Source organism: Pseudomonas sp. X4 (genome assembly GCF_040784925.1).
GTDB classification, from domain to species: domain Bacteria; phylum Pseudomonadota; class Gammaproteobacteria; order Pseudomonadales; family Pseudomonadaceae; genus Aquipseudomonas; species Aquipseudomonas putida_Z.
Window position 1 is genome coordinate 232,647 of the sequence record NZ_CP160798.1, and the last position, 19,328, is coordinate 251,974.

Below are 19,328 nucleotides of genomic sequence, written 5' to 3' on the forward strand. Positions count from 1 at the left end.
TTCAACAACACCGGGGGATGCGAATGAAGGTGACAAAAGACCTCGAGGAATTGCTCAAGCGTATCCGTCTCGATCACGCAGAGATTGCCGAACGCTTTCGCTTTCTCGACTGGAGCGCCGAAGACGCCAGGCGACTAGGTGCGGCAGCTCAGTACATGGCCCCGTCCCAGCAGGCTTTCGTCGACCATCTGTACCGTCACCTGGCGGAATTCTCCACGCCGTCTGCATTGCTTCGCACACCGGAGGTCACCGCCCGTTTGAAGCAGAGCCAGGCCGAGTACTACCAGTGCCTGTGGGGCGGCCCCTACGATGAAACCTACGTCAACGGCCGCCTGCGTATCGGCGTGATCCACCAGCAGATCGGCCTGGAACTGAAGTGGTACCTCGGCAGCTATCGGCTGTACCTCGACGACATGCTGGAAAGCGTGTTTGGCAACAGCCCGGATGCCACGCTCTATTCAAGCCTGTTGAAGGCGGTGTTCTTCGACATGACGCTGGCCATCGATACCTATAGTGCGGCCCAGCACAAGGCGCTGGAAGACAGCGAGGCTCGCTTCGCCCGCGCGCTACGCGGTGCCAACGACGGGCTGTGGGACTGGCACGTCGACCAGGATCGGCTTTACGTCTCGGAGCGCTGGGCCAGCATGCTCGGCCTCAGCCGCGATAGCATCGGCGAGAGCAGTTCCAGTTGGTTCGGCCGCGTGCACCCGGATGACCTGCCGGATTTTCGCCATGCCATCGATGCCCATCTACAAGGGCAGACATCGTCCGTTCACCATGAGTACCGTATCCGCAAGCACAACGGTGACTACATCTGGGTCCTCGTGCGGGGGGTCGCCGAAATGACCACCCCTGGCGAGCTACGCATGGCTGGCTCGCAGTCCGATATCAGTGCACGCAAGGATGCCGAGCAGCGCCTCCAACATACCGCCCAGCACGACCCGTTGACCGGCCTGGCCAACCGCATCCGGCTTGACGAGCAGATGCAGAAGACCTTCAGGAAGCAGCGCAAGGGCGGTGACTACGAGGCGTTGCTGTTCATCGACCTGGACCGCTTCAAGCTGATCAACGATAGCCTCGGCCACAACGTCGGTGATCGCGTGCTGGTGGAAGTGGCTGTGCGCTTGAAAGAATCCCTGCGCCCCACTGACCAACTGTTCCGCTTCGGCGGCGACGAATTCATCGTCCTGCTTCACGACCTCACCTGCGACCGCGACGCCGAGCAGATATCCCAGCGCATCCTCGACAACCTGCATCAACCGCTGCACATGGACGGTCGTACCCTGGTGGTCAGCGCCAGCATCGGCATCGCTCCATTGCACGACAATGGCAAAGCCCTGGATGTGCTGCAGGCTGCCGACCTTGCCCTCTACCGAGCCAAGTCTGCCGGCAAGGCGCGCTTCGCCCACTACGACGAAACATTGCAAGACACCGCACAGCAGCATCTGGAACTGGAGTCCGCGCTAGGCCAGGCACTGCAACAGAATGAATTCGAACTGTACTACCAACCGATCTATCGCCTGGACCAAGGGACACCGCTGGTGACCGGGGTCGAAGCGCTGCTGCGGTGGCGCCATGGCGAACGCTTGATCTCGCCACTGGAGTTCATCCCTGCGCTGGAGGAGTCGGGAGAGATCATCCGCGTCGGCGAATGGGTACTGCGCCAGGCTTGCCAGCAAACCCGAGCCTGGCAACTGGCCGGGCATGAGCGCCTGCGCTGTTCGGTGAACATTTCCAGCACCCAATTGCAACAAGCCGACTTCACCCTCCGGCTGATCGATATCCTGCAAGAAAGCGGCCTGCCTCCCGCCAGCCTGATCCTGGAGATCACCGAAAGCCAACTGATGCATGACGACATGGACACATTGGCCTGCCTGCATGAGTTGACCAGCCTTGGTGTTCTGCTGGCGCTGGACGACTTCGGCACGGGTTACTCCTCGCTTGGCTACCTCACACGCTTTCCGCTGCACATCCTCAAGCTCGACAAGAGCTTCATCACCGGCGTTCCTTACGACAACAAACAGAGCGCGATCAGCCAGGCGATCATCGTTCTCGGCCGTAGCCTTGGCCTGGAAGTAGTGGCCGAAGGCATCGAGAGTTCGGCACAGCTCGAATTCGTGGTGGGTGAAGGCTGCCATTACGCCCAAGGCTACTGGTTCAGTCGGCCACAACCTGCCGCCCAGATACAACATCTGCTCAGCACAGAAGACCGTTTCGAGGGGAGCGCAGTTACCCGGCGGGTACCCATCAGTTCAGGAGAAAAACAATGAAAACCAATCTTCCGGTCAGTGGTCGTGCCGTCGAATTCAGCGCAAACGCGAACATTCTTTCAACAACCAACCCAAAGGGCGCCATCACCTATGTCAATCCCGACTTCATCAACATCAGCGGGTTCAGTGAAGCCGAATTGCTCGGCGTCAATCACAACATCGTGCGCCACCCGGACATGCCCCCAGAAGCTTTTGCGCATATGTGGCAGACACTCAAGGATGGGCGCTCGTGGATGGGGCTGGTAAAGAATCGCTGCAAGAATGGTGACCACTACTGGGTCAGCGCCTACGTCACGCCGATGCAGCGCAATGGCGAAACAGTGGAATACCAATCGGTTCGCACGCTACCCGCCAAAGCGCTGGTGGAGGCTGCTGAACATCTCTATGCACAGTTGCGTAGTGGTAGAAAGACCAACTGCCTGCGTATGTCACGGCTGTCCGTCGGCATGCGCCTGGCACTTGTCAGCACTGGCGTGAACTTGCTGTGCTTTGCGGCCTTGGGCTTGCTGGGCGCGTTGTCCTGGAGCCATGCTGCCCTCTCCATGCTGCTATCGAGCTTGCTGCTCGGCGGCCTGTTGCGCTTCAGCCTGCGCCCCCTCGACGCCCTTGCCCGAAAAGCCAGGAATATCGCCGAAAACCCTCTGAGCCAGATACTCTACAGTGGCCGCCGCGACCAATTTGGCCAGATCGATTTCACCCTGCAAATGCTAGAAGCCGAGACCCGGGCAATAGTCGGACGCATTGCCGATTCGTCCCGCCAGTTGAGCAAGGAAGCCGAAGAGCTCGTGTCTGCTGTGGACAACAACAATTGCGCGACACTCCGCCAGCAGGGGGAAACTGCCCAGGTAGCCAGCGCCATAACCCAGATGGCCAGCAGTGTGCAGGAGGTGGCGCGCAACGCTCAGCTCACTGCCAGCGCCGCGAACCTGGCCAACCAGGAATCCGACCGCGGCCACCAACTGGTCGAGCAGACCCGCCAGCACATTGATAGCCTCGCCAGCGAGGTGCAACAGACCAGCATGGTGATTCATCAACTGGAACAGCATGGCAATGAAATTGACCGCGTACTCGAGGTGATTCAAAGCATCGCCGAACAGACCAACCTGCTTGCCCTCAATGCCGCCATCGAGGCTGCCCGCGCCGGCGAGGCCGGCCGCGGTTTTGCAGTGGTCGCCGACGAGGTGCGCGGGCTGGCTTCGCGAACCCAGCAATCTACCGCGCACATCCAGGGCACCATCGATACCTTGCGACGCTCCACCGGGGATGCCGTACTTGCGATGCAGCGCAGCCACAGCAAGGCCGGCGTCAGCGTCGAGCAGGCACTGCTGGCCGCCCGGGCGCTGGACGGGATCACCCAGCGCGTCGATGAGATAAGCGGCATGAGTGTGCAGATCGCTGCCGCTGTAGAGGAGCAGAGCGCGGTGGGTGACAGCATCCAGTGCAACCTGGCCGGTATCAGTCAAACCACCCAGAAAAGCGTGCTTGCCAGCAACCAGAGTCGCACCACTGCCGCCCACGTCGCCAAGCTGGCCGAACGCCTTCAACTGCTGTCGACGCAGCTTTGGCGGCGCCAGCGCAATGGGTGACGGGTTCGCACCGTACTCCCAAGCCAACCTCCCAAGCCAACCCTCACAAGCCGGCCTGCGTGGTCGGCCCCAACTTGGGCGACTTCTGCAACAACCCTCGTGGCAACTGGAAACCTTTGAAAGGCTCTTGCGTGATAGGGTTGAAGGCTTTCTGCGCGTTAAGCCTGTAGCGCATCACACCATCGCCGGCCCTGAAGCTCAGGTCCACGCTGGTCGCCGTGCGCCCATTGAGCGAGCCACGGCTGAGCAAGCGGAACATCGACCAGGGGCCACGGTACTCAAGGCTGCTGCTGTTCCCGTTCTGCCGGAGCAAGGTCAGGTTACTGCGCACCTGCTGCCCCAAGGTATTGGGCCAGACGATACCGGTGATCTGGCTCGGGCCATGGGTGTAGGGAATCAATTGACCGTCCAGGTCCAGCAAGCTTGTACGCTGGTTGGCACTCAGGCCCAACGGCTCGATGCTGAACTGCACACTGAGGTTGCCGCGCTGATCGAAGAAGGTCTCACGGATACGATCTGCCCGCTCCAGCTGTTCGAGCACATCACTGCGGATCAGCGACTGCCCCTGCTGGCCGGCCTGCAGGGCTTCGAGGTTATCCCTCAGGAAGACCTTCAGGTATTGATCATGGAACTGCTGCAGCCGCCCCTTCGGCCCGAAGAAGGCTTCAAAGTCGTCCAGCGAAGCGTCGGGAGCTTTCACGACGAAGGGGTAGCGCCCTGCCAGGCGCTGCTGGAAGAAGCTGTACACCTCGGCGTCCCAGCGTCGCTCCAATTCGCGCAGGGCTTCGACATTCAGCACTTGTGCTGTTTGATCGGCCATTTTTCTGACCTGGTGGTTGATCGGTTCCGGTAAGCCGGTGGCCACCCGCTGCAGGGTGCCGATGGGGTCTTGCCCTGTCATCGAGAATCGCTGATGCACGGCCTGCAGCGCGGCCTTGCCTCGGTCGGGGCTGTCCTGCACCGCCTTGGCGTAGTCGTGCACGGCCGCGATGGCAGCAAGAGTCTCGTCGTAGTAGCTGGGTTTCTCACCGGTTGCCTGCAGCATGGCACTCAGCCCGGCAAAGGCCCGCTGAATGGCCCAGGCCTGTTGTTGATCAGGCCTGCCACTTGTCGGCTGCAACGCTTCGACCTCCCCGGCTGCCTCAGCGACAACGGCTGATGAAAGCGAAGTGTTGTCCCTCACTGTGTCCAGCAACCGATGCAGGGGCGCTGCTGACCCGGTCAACTGCTGCAGGATTGCGACACCATGATCCAGGTCGCGGAAGTCGGCCACCGAGAAGGCGTTCAAGGCACGCCGCCAACTGTCAATGAAATCGGCGCTGTACAGGTTACGTAGCCGCTCGCCCAGCGCCTCCCGGTCGGCATCCGAGTAATCGAGCTGGTCGCGCTCGCCCAGTGCCCACTGGTCGATCATCGCCATCTCTGCAAACCGCTGGCTACGTGGCTCGAAGTACTCTTTGAAGCCCTTGGCGGTGAGCATTGGCGCTATCAGGACACCCTCCCCCTGCCTGAAGCCGGGTGAGGACTGATACACCAAATCGAATGCTGGCCCCACCTGATGACGCAGGTCCAGGCCGGCATTCAACTGCTCGCCAGCCTGCTGTTTCAGGCTCGCGTAGACCCGCTCTGGCAGTGGTACCTTGCGCAGCACCTGCTGCACCTGTGCCATACGCTGGCTGTACTGCGGAAGTTCGGTATCGGCATAGGCCAAGGCATACTTCAGGTGCCGCATGAGATCGCGTTGCAATTGCCCCTGCCCGGGGAACTTCTGTTGCCACTGGCGGGCCATCCAGTCCTCGACCCATTCGGGGCGGCGGCTCTGGCGGTCCTCCAGCATTCGATAAACCCGAAGCGCAGCCATCTGCTGTTCGCTGCCCGGCGGCGCGGCGTCCATGGCATCGATCACACCGCTGGCCAAGGCTGGCAGAAAGCGCCTGGAGAGCAGGCTCAGGTAGGCCTCGTCGACGCGTGGGCCAATGGCGCGCCCCTGATACAAACCAAGGTCGGAAACACCCGGCCACGCGGCACGATAGTTGCCAAACACCGACACGGCATCGCGTATCTGGTCCAGCGGTTCCAGCAGGTTGCGCCCGGAGGGGTCCAGACGCTGGTCCACCTCGTGATGACTGTACTCTCTGCTCTTGGCGAGCACATTGGCGGCCTTGGCGCCATTGATGTCAAAGTAGCGTTGCCAACTGGCGGTGGCGACACTGAAGGCCAGAACGCCTACTGCAGAACCCACCCAGAGCAACCGACGTTTGCTGCGCGCTACCTTGATGTTGTCCCCGGCAAGGCCGGCCTCCTGGTAGATGACTCGCCGGAAGGCGTGCTGAATGAAGTAGACCAGCGCCTGCCCCTGCGCCTTGCCTTCACGCAGCGGAAACTCGGTCTTGTACGGCTGTGCCGCCTCACGCACGAACGCATTGAGCATGTCGCCCTGCTGCAAGACCGAAGACCAGTACACGCCGCGTACCAAGGCAGGCGTGGTGAAGCGGTCACTTGCGAGGGTTTCTTTCAGGAAGGCCAACAGTATCGGACGCAGCCCGATCAACTGGGCATGCAACGAGAACAAGCGAACTCGCAATGGCGCACCGCCCAATACATCGAGCCGGTCCACTACCTGTTCAAACAATCGCCTGATCAACCGATCGTAATGATCGCCATATTCGTCCAGCCAGGCATCGAACGTGCCGACCGCATCCAGTTTGAAGGTGAAGCCCAGCATGTTTTCCCGCATGGCGGCGGGAAGCCCAGCGTAAAGCTGGTCGAAACCGTCCAGCAGATCGAATTTGGCCAGTACCACATACAGCGGCAAGCGCGAGCCCGACTGACTGCTCACTTCATACAGCCGCGTGCGTAGCACATGCGCCAAGGCGACACGTTGCTCAGGCGTGCCATGCAATAGCGCAGGCAGGTCAACGACCAACAGCAAGCCGTTGAGTGCTCTCTGGCTTCGGTTACGCACCAGCCAGCCCAGCATGTGTTCCCACAACCTGGCCGAGGTGGCGGGTGGTGCTTTCGACGTGTCCGACTCCTCGGCTGATGACCCTGCCAACGATTCCTGACGGACGAAAGCGCCCGGCGGGTCGATGATCACCGCATCGTTGCTGACCCACCAGCCTATCGGATAAGCCAGCACTTGCGCTTGCCTGCCTCGCGCTTGTGCCTTGTCGATACGTGTCAGGGAAAAACTCTGTTCGGTACGGTCGATGAAGCTGGTCTTGCCGGCCTGTTGGTCGCCCACCACCAGGTACCACGGCAGTCGGTACAAGGCACGCCTGCCACCCGCATTGTCCAGATAGCGTGCCAGCCCTTGGTCCAAGGCTTTCTCCTGTGCCTGGACGAAAGGCAACACGTTGTCCAGTTCAGCGTCCACCGCCTGCTTGCGTTCGGCCTGCAAACGGCGAAAACGCCTGCGCAGCACCAAAAGCCAGCAGAGTAGCGGCACCAATACAAGCGCCAGGCTGGCCAAGCCGCGATGCGCCACGCTAGCCAGCGGCTGCTGCTCGCGCCAGACCCATTGCGGGCCGAGCCACCAGATTGCAACCAGCATCAATGCGGCACCCAGCCCGAGCAGCAGCGGCATGGCCAGGCCGATGCGGGCCAGCAGGGGCAAGCCCCAACGTTTAAGATGCTTCCACAGTTGATTCATCCTGACTCCCGTTCCTTGTTCCAATCAGCCCGTGATGGACCGTGCACGCGTACTGCTGAAGGCGTTGAAACACCTCAGGCTCCCAGGCGCTGGCGGTGGTTTCCTGCATCGTTCGGGCAACGCCTGCGCACAAGTCCTGGGCTAACCAGGACACGCCCCGAGCAGCCAGCAGGTCAGCCGCGATCACCGTGGTATGGCAGCGCTCACGCAGGCTGCGGAAGCCTGCCTGCATGCCCTGCAGCCTGAGCAACACCGCTTCCACGCCGCTGGTTTCCAGTTGGCAGGCCAGCTCCTCTCGCAACGTGGCGAACTCCTGAGAGGCTGCGTCCGAATCGGATTGCCCTTGTGCGCCCCTGAGCCACGCCAGACATTGGTCATCGACAAATACCTTGCCGTCGCTGAAGCACAACTGCTGCAGCGCGGGCATGCGCTGCACGAACCGCGCGGTCGCAGCGCGAATGGCCTCAGCCACCTCGCCCATCGCCAGCCGCGTGGCAGCGCTCGCTGCCAGAAAGCTGCCGCGAATCCAGTAGGGGCAAGCCGTCACGCTCTTTTCGATCCGCTGCAGCAGGGCCGCGTCGATTGCAGTAGCGGCAATGGCATCTTCATAGTCCCCGGCAATGTCCTGCGGCACCGCCATCAGTTCCGTGCGGTTGCCCTGCCTGGTTTGAGGCGGCGTCTGGATGTGCGCCCACAAGCCGAACCGACGCAATTGGTAGCCAGCAGGATCGTAAGGGTCCTGTTGGTTGATCAGCTCGGCCATGGTCAGCATGGCCCTTCGTGATTCCCGCTCGTTGCCCAACGACACACGGGGCATTGGTGTGGCGATGACCTCGGCCAGTGGCGCAGCCTTGATGCCTTTTGCAGGGGGCTTGTCCGTGGTGGGCTCGGCAAGGCCGTTTGAAAGTTCCGTGTGCTTGCGTAGCAGGCGCTCCAGTTCGCCAAGGGCCGCTTCATCGAGCTGCGCTGCTTCCCGCTGCTGTTGCAGGCGTTGCAACGCGCCCTGAGCCGCCGCGGCGTACGCGGGGCTGAACGTGAAACGGTCCAGGCGCGGCAACGCCACGAGCAAACGGTTGATCATCAGGCCAACCAGCTTGCGCTTGCCGAGGAACCCTTTGGGGCCCGGTTTCGGGTATGCGCTTTCCCAATAGGCTTCGACCATGCCGGCCAGCAGTGCGAGGGTAAAACCCCAGCGCTCCCAGCATTGGCTGCGCAGCCAAGCGACACCCAGGTGGGCGGCGATGCGCAGGTGCTTGCACTCTTGGCCCAGGTACTGGCGGGACGCTTCTTCGATATACGCCCAGTCGATGGAAGGCTCCTGCAACCCACCCAGCTTGACCATTTCCTGGTCGATGGCCTGGTAGGTTTCGTTCTCCGCATCGAACAGGCCGGCAGGGTTCTGCGCGTCGATGGGCGCAAGCAACCGGGCAATTTCCTGTGCGGTGACCTCTGCTACCAGCGACATGCCTTGCGCGCCTCATCGATGAGTGGGTCCAGCCCCTGAGCGTCGAAAACCAGCCCATCAACGGCTGGGTTGTCGCTCTCGACCTGAATGCGATGGGCCCCGATCAGTGGCTTGATCTGCTCGATGCCCGGCAAGCCCCTGCCAGCGTCAAGCACCTGGCCGTTCTCCGTCACCTGCCAGGGGGTAGCGAGAGTGGAGCCACGCTCCCCCTGCAATCGCACCATCACCCGGCCGGCATCGATGGGTTGTGCGGTAACCAGTTGCAACCTGGAAATGTTCTGCACACAACTGATCACCAGGTAGGGGTACGGTGCGACCGAAGCGATTGCGGGCGCCGAGATCATCAGCCCGTCATCCCCTTTTTCGAGGCGAAACGTCAGCTCTTCCGGCGACCGCCCCGCCTCATGGGTCATCACACGGCGCAGCGTGGGCGAATCCTGCTCCGGCGCGGACCATTGCAGTTTCGTCACATGCGCCGGGGTGCCAGCGGCCTGGTCGAAACAAGCCAGACGTTCGACGTTGGAAACGATCTGCGGGCAGTCCCTGGCCTGGCTTGCCAAACTTGGCGCCAGGGAGAGCAACATCGAAAGCCCAACGCCATATGCATAGCGGACAATCATTGGTTTCACTCACTCATCAAATACGGCAACAGCGCTACCCGACTGGCCAGTCACGCTTCAACAGTAGTCATCAAATACAATTACTGGATAGTGGAGCATCGAAACGAAACAAAGGCTAGTACAGACAAAACAATATTCACAACCAAATATTTCCTTACACTTTCACGCTCGACGCACAATATTTTTTCGGTGCATGGTTTTTTACACGCACATAGCGAGAAGCCAATTACGTTTAATTTAAACATAACTTTGTAGGACGCTTCCTACATATATTAAAACTTCACGAAGGCTGAAACTCATGAGTAAACGCTCAGGCTCCGTTGCACCCAAAGAACGCATAAACATCAAGTACGTACCGGCCACCGACGGCGAACAAGCCGAGGTAGAGCTGCCGCACAAGATGTTGGTCCTAGGCGATTTCGGCCTGGATGATGCCCGCGCGCTGGAAGACCGTTCGATCATGCGAATCGACAAACACAGTTTCAACAATGTGTTGAACGACGCCGATGTCAGCCTCGCCATGTCCGTGCCATCCATGCTCAGCACTGCCCCCGACGCAGAGCTGGCGGTCAACCTGCAGTTCAAGTCCATCAACGATTTCGGGCCAGACAGCATCGCCCGCCAGGTACCGGAGCTGAACAAGCTGCTGGAGCTTCGCGAGGCATTGGTCGCACTGAAAGGCCCACTGGGCAACGTGCCCACGTTCCGCAAGCAACTGCAGCACCTGCTGAACAACGAACAGGCACGCAAACAACTGGCAGAAGAACTTGACCTGGTGCTCGAGGCGCCAAAAGAAGACTGAGACAACGGAGCGTCCCCATGCCAAAGCAAAACAGCACGACCGTCGCGGTTGAAACAACAACCGAAACACTGAGCAACGCCACCCTGCTCGACCAGATCATGGCAGAAACCAAGTTGGTACCTACTCAAGAGGGCTATCAAGTCGCTCGCCAGGGTGTATCTGCTTTTATCGCCGAAATCCTTAAAAGCCATGACCCTGATCAACTCATCAACAAACATCGCGTCGACCAGATGATCGCTGAACTGGATCGGGTGCTCAGCAGGCAGATGGATGCAATCCTGCATCAGCCCGAGTTCCAGCAACTTGAATCCGCGTGGCGCAGCCTCAAACTTTTGGTCGACCGAACCGACTTCCGCGAGAACATCAAGCTTGAAGTCTTGCATGTCAGCAAAGATGACTTGCTCGATGACTTCGAGAATGCCGCCGATATCACTTGCAGCGGCATCTACAAGCATGTTTACACCGCAGGTTATGGCCAATTTGGTGGTGAACCCGTTGCTGCGATGGTTGGCAACTACAGCTTCGGCCCCTCTTCTCCCGATATAAAACTGCTGAGTTACATGGCCTCGGTCGGTGCCATGGCACACGCACCTTTTCTCGCGGCGCCCTCTCCTGAGTTCTTCAACCTGAGCAGCTTTGAAGAGCTGCCCAATCTGAAGGAGATCAAGGACATTTTCGCCGGCCCCCGGCATGCCAAGTGGCGTGCGTTCCGTGAAAGCGAGGATGCCCGTCATACCGGGCTGACCGGGCCGCGATTCATGCTCCGCTCTGCCTATCACCCGCAAGAAAACCCGGTCCAGAGCTTCACCTACGACGAGGACATCGCCGGGCGGCACGACAACTATCTGTGGGGCAACTCCGCCTTCCTGCTGGCCAGCTGCATCAATGACAGCTTTGCCCGCTACCGCTGGTGCCCGAACATCATAGGCCCGCAGTCGGGTGGTGCCGTCGAGGACCTGCCGGTGCACCTGTACGAGTCACTGGGTCAGCTGCAGGCCAAGATTCCGACCGAAGTCCTGATCTCCGACCGCAAGGAGTTCGAGCTGGCCGAAGAGGGCTTCATCGCCCTGACCATGCGCAAGGACAGCGACAACGCCGCGTTCTTCTCGGCCAACTCGGTACAGAAGCCGAAGAACTTTCCCAAGACCCCGGAAGGCCTGCAAGCGCAAACCAACTACAAGCTCGGCACCCAGCTGCCCTACCTGTTCATCGTCAACCGGCTGGCCCACTACATCAAGGTGCTGCAGCGCGAGCAGATCGGTAGCTGGAAAGAGCGCAAGGACCTTGAGTCCGAACTGAACAAATGGATCCGGCAGTACGTCGCCGACCAGGAGAACCCGTCAGCCGATGTGCGCAGCCGTCGCCCATTGCGTGCGGCAAGGGTCGAGGTGTCGGACGTTGCCGGTGACCCGGGCTGGTATCAGGTCTCGCTCGCCGTGCGCCCGCACTTCAAGTACATGGGGGCGAATTTCGAGATCTCCCTGGTCGGTCGGCTTGATACCCAATGAGTGGATTTTTCGACCGTTTGGTGACGGATCAACTCGCAAGCCGGGTGCCCTCCAGGCAAGAGAACGCTACCCAGAAGTTCGCCGCCATCAAGCGCCACCTGGAAACGCTGCTCAATGCTCGCCAGGGTTGCTCGCAAAGCAGCCCTGAGCTGGGCCTGAGTGACTTCAACGGGCACGACGCAAGCAGTGGCGACCTGCTGAAACAGGTGAGCGCGGACATCCGCCGCACCATTCAGCGCTTTGAGCCGCGTGTGCACGTGCGCGCGCTCAAGGCCGTCCCCGATTGCCATGCCCCGCTGGAACTGCATTTCAGGCTGGACTGCCACGTGCAGGTCAACAACCACACGGAGCAGCTGCAACTGGAGCTGCTGGTCAATGGCCATAACCGCCACACCCGAGTGAGGTGACCTATGTCACTCAAGGACCGATTCAGCGAAGAGTTGCGTTACCTCCATGAACTGGGGAACGACTTCGCCCAGGACAACCCACAACTTGCCCGCCTGCTCGGCAAGGGTGGCAGCGACCCGGATGTCGAACGCCTGATGGAAGCCTTTGCATTCCTCACGGCCAAACTGCGGCTCAAGCTGGAGGACGACCTGCCCGAGCTGACGCACCCCATGCTGCAGTTGCTGTGGCCCAACTACCTGCGGCCCCTGCCGAGCGCCACGATCATCCAGTTCACGCCGCGCAAGCAAGCGCTCAGCCAGTCGCAACCCATCGCCAAAGGCTCGCGGTTGTTCTCCAGCCCCGTGGATGGGGTGCCCTGCGAGTTCCGCACCTGCACGGCGGTGGACATTCACCCGTTCGAGATCGAGTCGGTGAATGCAACCCAGACACTCGACAGTTCGGTGGTTCGCATCGGCCTGCAAACCTTGGTCGAGCGGCCGCTGAACACCCTGGGCTGCGCCAGCCTCGACTTTCACCTGAGCGGTGACACCCAAACTGCCCGCACGCTGTACCTGTGGATCGCTCAATACCTCAAGCATGTCTGCGTGACAGTCAATGGTGGGGTACGCCGGCTGCCGGCCAGCAGCATCGTGTTCCCAGGCTTCAGCCCGGACGAAGCGCTGCTGCCTTACCCACAGAACGTCTTTGACGGTTACCGGATCCTGCAGGAGTACTTCGTATTTCCCGAGCGTTTCCACTTCGTCAGCATCACCGGCCTGGAGAAAATCTGGCCTGATCAAGCGACTCAGCGGGTCGGCCTCGAATTTCACTTCACCCGACAGTTACCGGATTCGCTGCGTGTCGGCAAAGCAGACTTCAGCCTGTTCTGCACCCCGGCAGTGAACCTGCTCAGCCACAGCGCCGAGCCCATCGACCTGTCCAACCGGCCCGCCCAGGTCGAGCTTGTGCCCAGAGGCAAGGAGCGGCACGCCTATGAAATCTTCAGTGTCGATCGGGTCATCAGCACCCGCACCACGACTGACGGAAGTACCGGTGAGCACCTGAGAACCTTCCGCCCCTTCGAGTCGTTCGCCCATGAGATCGAGCATGTGCAAGGGCGCACGGCGCTGTACTACCGCTACACACTCGAGGACTCCCTGCGCGGTGATGGCGTCACCCACCGCATCGCTTTCGTGCGCGCCGATGCCAACGCCTACATCGGCGAGCTGGAAACAGCGTCCATCGACCTGACCTGCACCAACCGCGACCTGCCGCTGGCGTTGGGTATCGATGACATCAACGTGCTCACCGAGATCACGCCGCCCCTGACCACCTATACCAACATCCGTGCCCCCACCCGCCCCTACCGGCCGGTGCTGGATGGCCAGTTGCAGTGGGCCCTGATCTCCAACATGTCGCTCAACTACCTGTCGCTGCTCTCGGCCGAGCCACTGAAAGCGGTCATCCGCGCTTACGACTTCGCGGCCTTGCACGACATCCAGCAGACACGCACCACCCGCAAACGCCTCGATGGCATCCGTGATGTGCAAACAGAGCCGCTGGACTGGCTGATCAAGGGCCAGCCCATTCGTGGCTTGCGCACGCGGCTGAAGCTGGATCAAAGCGCATTCCTCTGCGAAGGCGACCTGTACCTGTTCGGTTGCGTGCTCGCGCACTTCTTCGCCCTGTACGCCAGCATCAATTCCTTCCACCAACTGGAAGTGATCAACACCACCAACAACGAGCACTACACATGGCCAATCCAGACCGGCAAACAACCGCTGATCTAGCCGACAAGCTGTTCGCCGAGGCGCACCAGTACAACTTCTTCCAGTTGCTGGAGCGCCTGCACGGCTTGCACGGGGATGACCTGGAACCACGCTGGCCAGATCAGGCCACCCGGCTGAGGGTGCGGCTTGCCAGTGACCCGCGGCTGAGCTTCCCGGTTTCCGACATATACAAGGTCGAACGCATGCCCGGGGAAGCTGACCGCTATCGCGTGTGCACCACCTTCATGGGCTTGCATGGCACCGACTCGCCGTTGCCCACCTATTACCTGGAGCAGGTGGCATACGAGCATGCACAGGGCATCGGTGTGCGGCCGGCGTTCTTCGATTTCTTCAACCACTACCTGCTCAGCCTGCTGCATCGCATCTGGCGTAAATATCGCTACTACATCCGCTTTCAGCCGGGAGCTACCGATGGGTTCTCCCAGTACATCTTTGCCCTGCTCGGGTTGAATGACAGACAGTTGCGCGGGGACACGGCACTGCCGTGGAGCCGGCTGCTCAGTTTCGCCGGCGTCATTGCCAGCCGCAGCCGTGCGCCGGGCACGGTCGCCGGCATCATCGCCCACTGCTTCGACTTGAAGCAGGTACAGATCCGCGAGTTCGAAACCCGCTCGGTCCCCACTGCCGCCAGGCAACTGGTCAGCCTTGGCCGCAGCAACGGCGAACTGGGCAGCACTTTCATGGTGGGCAGCCGCACGCGAACACGCAGCAGCAAGTTCACCATCGTGATCAGCGAACTCGACCCAGCGCAATTGCGTGACCTGCTGCCCAGCGGCATCAACTTCGGCCGGTTACGGGCATTGATCGACTTCCTGCTGCGTGATGGCCTGGCCTACGACCTGGAGCTGCGCCTGAAGCAGAACGCACTGCCGCCCTTCTGCCTGCACCGTAGCCTGGGTGCCTACCTGGGCTGGACCAGCTTCGTCGATGACCGTCACGGCCAGAGCAGCCCTGTGGTGCGGTTCCGGGGGCGCTCATGAGCATTTTGACCTTGAGCATCACCAACCTGGATCAGTTGCAACACAACGTCACTGCCCGACATCAGTTCGATCGCACAGGCGGCACCATCGGCAGCGCGACGGCCACCTGGCAGATCAACGACCGTGACCAGACCGTTGCACCGATCCATTGCGAGATCCGCTGGATCGAGGGCAGCTTCTGCGTCATCGATCGCTGTCAGCGCACCTACCTGAACGACAGCCTCCACAGCCTGGGGTCGCTTACCGCCAGGCGGCTGCTCGAGGGTGACCAGTTGCGCATTGGCGCCTATCGGCTGCAGGCCCAGCTTGCGCAGGCCGACGCACGCTCACTGGAGGACCTGTTCAGCCCTGAACAGAGAACCCTTGATCACTGGTTGCTGGATGTTCCACCCGAGGCTTGTCATGCCGCTGCAACCGCCCCCCAGACTGTCGCGGACATCTGCTCGGCATTCGAACCGGGCATGGGCAACGACCCCTTGGCGGCACTGGACACAGAGGCAGCGCCAGCGCAGCAGAGCCCACTGGAACACCTGATTGCAGGAGAACGACCATGATGCGTCCGACATGCGTGGCCGCCCTGCTGACGGCGCTGATCGGGCTCTCGGGTTGCACGTCCCTGAGCAAGATTGGCCAGGTGGTGATGGACCCGTCATTGCCCGTCGGACCGCCCGGGGAACACCCCACCCAGGTCGCGTTCAGCATCAACGCCAGCCCAACGCTCAATGGCAACCCGAACAGCCTTGAGGTGGCGCCCGAGCCCGGGCCGGTTGTGGAGCCCAGCCCTTACGCGGTCAGCCTGAGTGCAGGCGACCCCTACGTGCTGACCGAGAAAGTCGGGGCCTTGTTCGAGTACCTGCAGGAACAATTCCCGGCCATGTCGCCCGTCGATTCGCCAGTTGACGATGGCGAGGATCCGGCGCGCTCCCCCATGGAAGAAAGTACCCCGGGCAGCTACGACGACCCGACCGTGGTGCTGACCTTGCCGCGCACCACCACCGTGGCCGCCGAGCCCGTCGCTACGCCCATGGCCGTCAAGATCCTGCAACTGCGCGACGACTCTCTCTTGCGCAACAGCGTTTACGAACTGCTGGACAAGGACCCTGCCGAGGCGCTGCGCAGCACCTACATACGCGATGACGATTACCTGCTGCGCCCTGGCCAGTTCAAGTTCATCCCCTTTGCGCCCATCGAGGCTGAAACGCGCTTCGTCGCGGTGATCGCCGACTACCGGAACCAGGAAAACGCCACCTGGAGCCAGGTGCTGCGCATTCCGCCCCGCGGGCACCAGATCATCCTGTCGGTGTTGCTCAACGACACGCAGCTCCTGCTCAAGGAGGAAGACTGATGGCGCCTGTAACCCTGCCCTTCTCGCTTACTCACGCTGACATGGAGCGCTCATGAGTTCACGTAACCCTGTCCTGTGGCCGGAAGGCCTGTTCGTCAAACCGCAGCATTTCCAACAGGCCGCCCGTGCCGCCGAAGCGGCCCTGCATCAACGTCTTGGCAGCCTGAACGCAGCCTTCTATGGCTTCAGCGAATTGCAGCTGAACGACGAGTATCTGAGCCTGGGCAAGGTCGCCATCACCCGTGCACGGGGTATCATGCCGGACGGCACGGTGTTCGATATCCCTGCAGACCTGCCACCACCGCCACCGCTGGAAATCGAAGACGACGGCGCGAAAGACAGCGAGATCTACCTGTGCCTGCCGCTGCGCACCGAAGGTGGCCGTGAAGTAAGCTGGCCCGATAACCCCGCCAACTTCCGTTACAGCGCCCAGGCCCTGGAAATCAAGGACACGCACAGCGCCGACGGTGACCTGGTGCAGGTTGACCTGGCGGTGCCCAACCTGCAGCTCAAACGCAAGGCCGACGACAGCAGCGCCTACACCCGCCTGGCCGTGACGCGCATTCTGGAACGGCGCCCCGATGGCAGCCTGCAACTGGATGAAGGCTTCTATCCCACCAGCGTTTCAGTGCGCGCCGTACCCGCGCTGCAACGGTATCTGGAAGAAATCACCAACTCCCTGCGCGAGCGTGCGCGCAATCTTGCCGCCCGCATTGGCGCCTCAGGGCAGTCCGGCATCGCCGACATTCGCGACTTCAACCTGCTGCAGGCCATGAACCGCTGGTGGCCATGCTTCCAGCATCTGGCCAGGCAAGGGCAGACCCACCCCGAACAGTTGTACCTGTGCATGAGCCAGGCCTGTGGCGAGTTCGTGACGTTTACCGACGAGAGCCGGCTGCCGCAGGAATACCCCGCCTATCACCATACCGCGCTGCGCACCTCCTTCAAGCCGCTGGAGGACACGCTACGCCGGGCACTGAGCACGGTGCTGCAACCCCGCGCCGTTTCGCTGCCGCTGGAGACGCTGGAGTACGGCTTGCTGACAACCACGCTTGAGGATCGCCGCCTGATCGACGAGGCCGACTTCATTCTGGCAGTGCGAGCCCACATGCCGCCTCAGACATTGCGTCGGATGTTCGTGCAGAAGGCAAAGGTCGTCTCGCTGGAGTCGTTGAACGAGGTAGTGCCGCTGCAGCTTCCGGGGATTCCACTGGTGCCGCTGCCCGTGGCACCTCGGGATCTGCCCTTCCATGCAGGCTTCACCTACTTCGAGCTGGACCGTCGTTCCCCGGCCTGGGCGGGCATGGAGGCATCCAGTGGCTTCGGTATCCACGTCGCGGGGGAGTTCCCGGGGCTGGAACTGCAGTTCTGGGCGATCAGGAGTGAATGAAATGAAAGAAGAAAACAGCCCCCCAACTGATGCCGAACAGGTCGAAAGCGAGCAACTGCACGCAATGCTCGAGGCGTCGTTGTCCAACGACTCATCCGCACCAACAGCGGCTGATGGCGCTGAGCGAAAGCCGAAGGCAGAGCCGGTGTATGAAGGCTACCCGGCAGACCCAGATTTCCAGCTACGTGGCGGCTACGACAACCTGATGCTGGATGCAGCCGCGCCGCTGTTCGGCCTGGTGATACGCCTGCGCACACTGGATACGCTGCCCAACATCAAGGAGGTGCACCAGCAGGTGCGCAACCAGATAGAAAACGTGCGGGAAGAGATGCGCCAGCACGGCTACGAGCCCGCTCAGTTGCTGGCGTACTCATACGGTCTTTGCCTTTTCATCGATGAAGCTGTCATGGACAGGCCTTGGGGTAAAACCAGCTGCTGGAGCCAGGAACCCCTGCTCAGCATCTTCCACGACGAAACCTGGGGTGGAGAGAAAGTCTTCACCGTACTGTCGCGCCTCATGCAGGAGCCCAAACGTTACCAGGACGTGCTGGAGTTCATGTACTTCGCGCTTTGCCTCGGTTTGAAAGGCAAGTACGCCATCGCGCCGAAGGGCGAAGAATCCCTCAACGCACTGATACATCAACTGCACGGGATCATTCGCGAGCTGCGCGGCCCTACGCCGGAGACCGTCTGCGATCCGTACACCAACGTCGCCCCAAGCAACTTCCGCATGAACCGGCAATGGCCGTGGTGGAGTCCGTTGGTCATTTCCGCCCTCGCCATGGCGGTGGCCTACGGCATCTACAGCTACCGCCTGCACCTCATTACCACCGAGGTGCTGGAGTCGCTGAACGGCATCTTGCAGCAGTAGCGAGCCCACAAACGGCTCAACTGATTTCAAGGAATTAGCGAAGCGTTTGCTTCGTTGACAAGCCCATCGTTCCCGATGGCCACGCCACCCTGGGTGCGCGTGTTTATATCCACATGGACGCAGGAGAAACTGCCATGCCAACACCCGCTTACATCAAGATCATTGGTCAAACTCAAGGCAACATCACTGCTGGCGCATTCACCGCTGAATCCGTCGGCAATGTTTACCAGGAAGGCCATGAAGATGAAATCCTGGTTCAGGAAATCCAGCATGAGGTGACCACGCCTACTGATCCGCAGAACGGCCAACCCACCGGTCAGCGCGTGCACAAGCCGCTCAAGTTCACCAGTTCGCTGAACAAGGCCACGCCTCTGATGTATCAAGCGCTGGCCACTGGCGAAATGCTGCCGACCGTTGAAGTCAACTGGTACCGCACTTCAATGGAAGGCAAACAGGAGCACTTCTTCACGACCAAACTCGAAGACGCCACCATCGTCAGCATCAACACCGTGTTACCCCACGCTCAAGACAAGGAGAACGAAAACTACACGCAGCTGATCGAGGTTGCGCTGACCTATCGAAAGATCACTTGGGCGCACGATGTGGCCAATACCGAAGGGTCTGACGACTGGCGCGCACCCGCCGCCTGATATTTACGAATG

Annotated in this window: 15 protein-coding genes; 12 read left to right on the forward strand and 3 right to left on the reverse strand. The window is 60.9% G+C overall.

The window, feature by feature from the left end:
• Positions 1 to 23 precede the first annotated feature (23 nt).
• Together ABX298_RS01035 and ABX298_RS01040 are read left to right on the forward strand one after the other, a co-directional pair.
• Positions 24 to 2,270: a putative bifunctional diguanylate cyclase/phosphodiesterase gene (locus tag ABX298_RS01035; protein WP_367393950.1), complete on the forward strand. Its 2,247-nt coding sequence runs from the start codon at positions 24 to 26 to the stop codon at positions 2,268 to 2,270.
• On the forward strand, positions 2,267 to 3,856 hold the full coding sequence (locus tag ABX298_RS01040; RefSeq protein WP_367393951.1) for a methyl-accepting chemotaxis protein: 1,590 nt from the start codon (positions 2,267 to 2,269) through the stop codon (positions 3,854 to 3,856). The genes ABX298_RS01035 and ABX298_RS01040 overlap by 4 nt, the downstream gene beginning before the upstream one ends.
• Positions 3,857 to 3,899: 43 nt before the next feature.
• Here the strand turns inward: ABX298_RS01040 and tssM are convergent, their stop codons facing one another.
• The 3 genes from tssM to vasI are packed head-to-tail and all read right to left on the reverse strand — an operon-like array spanning position 3,900 to position 9,593.
• Entirely contained in the window at positions 3,900 to 7,508 is a 3,609-nt protein-coding gene (tssM, locus tag ABX298_RS01045) for a type VI secretion system membrane subunit TssM (RefSeq protein ID WP_367393952.1), read from the reverse strand.
• Complete coding sequence (gene tssA, locus ABX298_RS01050) at positions 7,483 to 8,973, reverse strand: type VI secretion system protein TssA (RefSeq protein ID WP_350012573.1); 1,491 nt, start codon at positions 8,971 to 8,973, stop codon at positions 7,483 to 7,485. The genes tssM and tssA overlap by 26 nt, the downstream gene beginning before the upstream one ends.
• Complete coding sequence (gene vasI / locus ABX298_RS01055) at positions 8,961 to 9,593, reverse strand: type VI secretion system-associated protein VasI (protein WP_367393953.1); 633 nt, start codon at positions 9,591 to 9,593, stop codon at positions 8,961 to 8,963. The genes tssA and vasI overlap by 13 nt, the downstream gene beginning before the upstream one ends.
• A gap of 298 nt (positions 9,594 to 9,891) precedes the next feature.
• Between vasI and tssB the strand changes: the two genes are divergently transcribed.
• The 10 genes from tssB to ABX298_RS01105 all read left to right on the forward strand — a co-directional run bounded on the left by tssB (position 9,892) and on the right by ABX298_RS01105 (position 19,316).
• Positions 9,892 to 10,395: a type VI secretion system contractile sheath small subunit gene (gene tssB / locus ABX298_RS01060; protein ID WP_085590459.1), complete on the forward strand. Its 504-nt coding sequence runs from the start codon at positions 9,892 to 9,894 to the stop codon at positions 10,393 to 10,395.
• 17 nt (positions 10,396 to 10,412) lie between these two features.
• On the forward strand, positions 10,413 to 11,903 hold the full coding sequence (gene tssC / locus ABX298_RS01065; RefSeq protein WP_025339894.1) for a type VI secretion system contractile sheath large subunit: 1,491 nt from the start codon (positions 10,413 to 10,415) through the stop codon (positions 11,901 to 11,903).
• The gene (gene tssE / locus ABX298_RS01070) at positions 11,900 to 12,310 is read left to right on the forward strand and encodes a type VI secretion system baseplate subunit TssE (protein WP_025339895.1); all 411 of its coding nucleotides are present in this window, start codon (positions 11,900 to 11,902) and stop codon (positions 12,308 to 12,310) included. The genes tssC and tssE overlap by 4 nt, the downstream gene beginning before the upstream one ends.
• A 3-nt stretch (positions 12,311 to 12,313) precedes the next feature.
• Positions 12,314 to 14,080, forward strand: coding sequence for a type VI secretion system baseplate subunit TssF (gene tssF, locus ABX298_RS01075; RefSeq protein ID WP_367393954.1), 1,767 nt, complete (start codon positions 12,314 to 12,316; stop codon positions 14,078 to 14,080).
• Complete coding sequence (gene tssG / locus ABX298_RS01080) at positions 14,044 to 15,060, forward strand: type VI secretion system baseplate subunit TssG (protein WP_075045712.1); 1,017 nt, start codon at positions 14,044 to 14,046, stop codon at positions 15,058 to 15,060. The genes tssF and tssG overlap by 37 nt, the downstream gene beginning before the upstream one ends.
• Positions 15,057 to 15,614, forward strand: a complete 558-nt coding sequence (locus tag ABX298_RS01085) for an FHA domain-containing protein (protein ID WP_350012577.1) — start codon at positions 15,057 to 15,059, stop codon at positions 15,612 to 15,614. Before tssG ends, ABX298_RS01085 begins: the two co-directional genes overlap by 4 nt.
• Complete coding sequence (tssJ, locus tag ABX298_RS01090; protein ID WP_367393955.1) at positions 15,611 to 16,405, forward strand: type VI secretion system lipoprotein TssJ; 795 nt, start codon at positions 15,611 to 15,613, stop codon at positions 16,403 to 16,405. The genes ABX298_RS01085 and tssJ overlap by 4 nt, the downstream gene beginning before the upstream one ends.
• 52 nt (positions 16,406 to 16,457) lie before the next feature.
• Positions 16,458 to 17,795: a type VI secretion system baseplate subunit TssK gene (gene tssK / locus ABX298_RS01095; protein WP_025339900.1), complete on the forward strand. Its 1,338-nt coding sequence runs from the start codon at positions 16,458 to 16,460 to the stop codon at positions 17,793 to 17,795.
• 1 nt (position 17,796) lies between these two features.
• On the forward strand, positions 17,797 to 18,666 hold the full coding sequence (gene icmH / locus ABX298_RS01100; RefSeq protein ID WP_367393956.1) for a type IVB secretion system protein IcmH/DotU: 870 nt from the start codon (positions 17,797 to 17,799) through the stop codon (positions 18,664 to 18,666).
• 134 nt (positions 18,667 to 18,800) lie between these two features.
• Positions 18,801 to 19,316: an Hcp family type VI secretion system effector gene (locus tag ABX298_RS01105; protein WP_025339902.1), complete on the forward strand. Its 516-nt coding sequence runs from the start codon at positions 18,801 to 18,803 to the stop codon at positions 19,314 to 19,316.
• The last annotated feature ends 12 nt before the right edge of the window (positions 19,317 to 19,328 follow it).

Bases quoted from the DNA above. Each gene is read 5' to 3' on its own strand.
- ABX298_RS01035 (WP_367393950.1), top strand. From the start codon at position 24: ATGAAGGTGACAAAAGACCTCGAGGAATTGCTCAAGCGTATCCGTCTC.
- ABX298_RS01040 (WP_367393951.1), top strand. From the start codon at position 2,267: ATGAAAACCAATCTTCCGGTCAGTGGTCGTGCCGTCGAATTCAGCGCA.
- tssM (WP_367393952.1), bottom strand. From the start codon at position 7,508: ATGAATCAACTGTGGAAGCATCTTAAACGTTGGGGCTTGCCCCTGCTG.
- tssA (WP_350012573.1), bottom strand. From the start codon at position 8,973: ATGTCGCTGGTAGCAGAGGTCACCGCACAGGAAATTGCCCGGTTGCTT.
- vasI (WP_367393953.1), bottom strand. From the start codon at position 9,593: ATGATTGTCCGCTATGCATATGGCGTTGGGCTTTCGATGTTGCTCTCC.
- tssB (WP_085590459.1), top strand. From the start codon at position 9,892: ATGAGTAAACGCTCAGGCTCCGTTGCACCCAAAGAACGCATAAACATC.
- tssC (WP_025339894.1), top strand. From the start codon at position 10,413: ATGCCAAAGCAAAACAGCACGACCGTCGCGGTTGAAACAACAACCGAA.
- tssE (WP_025339895.1), top strand. From the start codon at position 11,900: ATGAGTGGATTTTTCGACCGTTTGGTGACGGATCAACTCGCAAGCCGG.
- tssF (WP_367393954.1), top strand. From the start codon at position 12,314: ATGTCACTCAAGGACCGATTCAGCGAAGAGTTGCGTTACCTCCATGAA.
- tssG (WP_075045712.1), top strand. From the start codon at position 14,044: ATGGCCAATCCAGACCGGCAAACAACCGCTGATCTAGCCGACAAGCTG.
- ABX298_RS01085 (WP_350012577.1), top strand. From the start codon at position 15,057: ATGAGCATTTTGACCTTGAGCATCACCAACCTGGATCAGTTGCAACAC.
- tssJ (WP_367393955.1), top strand. From the start codon at position 15,611: ATGATGCGTCCGACATGCGTGGCCGCCCTGCTGACGGCGCTGATCGGG.
- tssK (WP_025339900.1), top strand. From the start codon at position 16,458: ATGAGTTCACGTAACCCTGTCCTGTGGCCGGAAGGCCTGTTCGTCAAA.
- icmH (WP_367393956.1), top strand. From the start codon at position 17,797: ATGAAAGAAGAAAACAGCCCCCCAACTGATGCCGAACAGGTCGAAAGC.
- ABX298_RS01105 (WP_025339902.1), top strand. From the start codon at position 18,801: ATGCCAACACCCGCTTACATCAAGATCATTGGTCAAACTCAAGGCAAC.